Here is a 2,849-nt window from a genome sequence, read left to right as displayed (position 1 = left end):
AGCTGCCCTCTCTCTGCGCTCCGGCTACGCAAAGAGCCGTTTCAGCCGGACTATCCGGTGAAACGGCTCTTTGTCTGATTTCTGCCTTTGCATTAATCGGCCAGCTCATTTTTGTGCGTAAGCCGGTTTCTGCCGAGTTTTTTGGACTCCAGCAGCAGCTGATCAGCGCAGACATAACCTTTTTGCATAGAGGTGCTGCTCTGATCTGTCTTGTAGTAATAGAGGCCGAAGGAAGCTGAATACCTGACTTTGATCATCTGGTCCTCATACTCCGCCGTAGCGGAATGCTCTGCAATATCATTCAGTATTTCTTCAATTATGGACCGGCACTCCCCGAACGATTTATTTCTCAGGAACAGGGTGAACTCTTCTCCTCCGCTGCGGAAGAGAATATCTTCCTCCTGCAAATGCGATTTCAGGGTGTCTGCAAAATCGATGATTACTTTGTCGCCGACGGCATGATTATAGGTGTCGTTGATTTTTTTGAACCGGTCGATGTCTGCCACCACGATGCCGATGCATTCGCCGCTCTGGTCAAGCTCTTTCATCATTTTGTCCATATGGGCACGGTTGAAGCTGCCGGTCAAAAAATCCTGGTAAGCCATCTGCTCGAATTTGTCCCGTTCGAATTTATGCTGGGCGCTCTGCGACTTCGAGAAGAAGGAGAGGCTGACGATGTAATTCAGCAGGAAAAGAGCGATCAGCATTTCCCATTTCTCCATTTGCAGCAGGCGCAGCAGCAGGGCATTGGTTAGTGCGACTTTGCTGAAGTCGAGCAGATTCCTGCTCTTGAACAGCAGATTCAGCGCCTCTTTCCGCGTCTTTATATCCCCTGAAAGTGCAAAGGTGATCACCAGAAAACCGGAGGACATAAGGGTTGTGACACAGACCACCAGCAGGAACAGCAGCCAGTATCCGGCGGGGAAATGCTCAGCAACCGGGTGGAGCAGCGTGTACAGATAATAGCCGGCAGTACCGCCAAGCGTGAAGGAACCGATATTGTAGAAGGTATCCAGGAACTCGCCGGGATCAGCGGTTCTGGTTTTCTTTTTATAGATAAATACGGTAAACCGGTAACAAATCTCATAGATCAGCGTACCCAGCGGGCCGGCAAAAATACCAAAGGAGGAAGTGTAGCTAATAGCGTAGTCAATGGTCGAGTTTCCGCTCCGGGTCACAATGCGCAGCTGGAAATAAAAGCTGGCGAATACCCAGTACAGCAGCATCGCTTTGAGATATGTATAGTTCAAGGCTACACCGGGATGCGTCCCGAGTGCTATGCCTACAGCAGCAACAAACAGTGACAAATCGAAAATTCGTGCTTTTGACATCATCGCCTGACTTCCTTTCCAGAGTTATACCGATTATACCCGAAATGTTGAGGCGTGATAAAAATATATTTTGAAAATTTACAGGCTATTTTCTTCGTTGTACAAAAGAGACTCTCACCCATGTCGGGGAACCGGGGCCGGTCATATAATACTTTGTTCATTAGTGAATTCTATTTGCCGGAGAGAAGGATTCATGAGAATAGGGCAGCCGTGAGGAGAGCAATACCTTATATCTGCTGAACGAGAAAGCTGCAGCCAGGCGCAGCTGCCGGTGTATTGCATTTGCATTTGATCAAACGGAAAGCCCGGCCTATTCCCGGCATTTTTCCTGCAGATATCCTCAGTCTCACCGCCAGCATCCTCTCCGGTAAGTGAAATAACCCGTGACTTATGCTGTTGTGTCCAAAATAGTCATGCCTTTCTGATTAAAGCATATACATGAGTGGAGTAACATTTTGGGCTTATGCTCTGGGCTTGTCTCAGAGTTAGATTATGCCAAGAAGGAGGATATTTCCCGTGTTTGACCAGTCCCACGGCTTGCGGTTTGATATTTATGAACGCATCCACCTACCTGCAGAACTTCCGGGAATAGCTGAGCTGGAAGAGGTGGAGCTGATTCCGGATATTCAGGTGATTCAGCGGGAGGACCGGGCTGAGCTCTACGGCCAGCTGCTGCTCACCGGACTTTACCGGGGAGAAAATGACCGGACCGAGCGTCTGGAGCATGCCATTCCCGTTGAAATCACAGTTCCGCTGACCCGAGTCAGTTCACTTGAAGACATTGGGGTGGAGATCGAGAATTTCGATGTTGACCTGCTTACAATGCGTACTGTCAACATAACAGGCGTGCTCTCCCTGCGGGGAATCGGCGGAACGGAACCTGGGCCCGCCTGGCAGCAGGAAGAGTACACAGTTGCTTATTCTCCGGAGCAAGAAGGCCGGGGAAGTGATGCACCGGCTGAACCCCGTGAGCATGATAACGATGCCCTGTATGAAAATTCGTTGTGGACCTACGGCGAAGGTGCAGCTGAAGCCCCGGCAGATGAACACGAGAATGCTGTTTTTACAGCGGAAGCTGCAGTTAATCCGCTTTTCGTGGAAGGCTCCGTCTACACTCAGCCTGCTACCTCCTCAGCACAGCTGCAGAAGGACAAAGAAGCGAAGCTGCGGACGCATAGCTTTGATTCTCATAAAGGCAATGCAGAGCCGCTTTCCGGACACTTTTTTGGTGCGCGGGAGAAGGCGGAAGCTGCGAATACGCTTAACTCTCCGGAATTAGCGCAGGTGTCAGGCAGTGCGTTCGCAGATGCTGTTATACCTGCTGCTGCACCAGTGACTGCTTTTGAAGAAGATACAGCTGTGGCAGAGAATTATACGCTTAACCGGGAAGAGCCTTCTTCAGTTGCTGCCGAAGCAGAGGATAATGCTCCGCCTGAGGTTCAGGCCCAGGATGAAGAAGAGGTGCTCCCCGAGGCGGCCGAATACAAGGAGAATGAAGTCTTTCATTCACCGGAGGCG

Annotated in this window: 1 protein-coding gene and 1 pseudogene; one reads left to right on the top strand and one right to left on the bottom strand. The window is 50.4% G+C overall.

From position 1 onward, the window contains the following. Positions 1–92 precede the first annotated feature (92 nt). The gene (locus AQR02_RS22765) at positions 93–1,331 is read right to left on the bottom strand and encodes a GGDEF domain-containing protein (protein WP_054942983.1); all 1,239 of its coding nucleotides are present in this window, start codon (positions 1,329–1,331) and stop codon (positions 93–95) included. A gap of 516 nt (positions 1,332–1,847) precedes the next feature. Here AQR02_RS22765 and AQR02_RS33160 point away from each other — a divergent pair. Then, a pseudogene (locus tag AQR02_RS33160) lies at positions 1,848–2,849 on the top strand (hypothetical protein); the annotation flags it as partial.

It is taken from the genome of Paenibacillus ihuae (assembly GCF_001368795.1).
Classification (GTDB): Bacteria; Bacillota; Bacilli; order Paenibacillales; family Paenibacillaceae; genus Paenibacillus_AQ; species Paenibacillus_AQ ihuae.
This window is presented reverse-complemented; position numbering and strand designations above follow the sequence as displayed.

Bases quoted from the DNA above. Each gene is read 5' to 3' on its own strand.
- AQR02_RS22765 (WP_054942983.1), bottom strand. From the start codon at position 1,331: ATGTCAAAAGCACGAATTTTCGATTTGTCACTGTTTGTTGCTGCTGTA.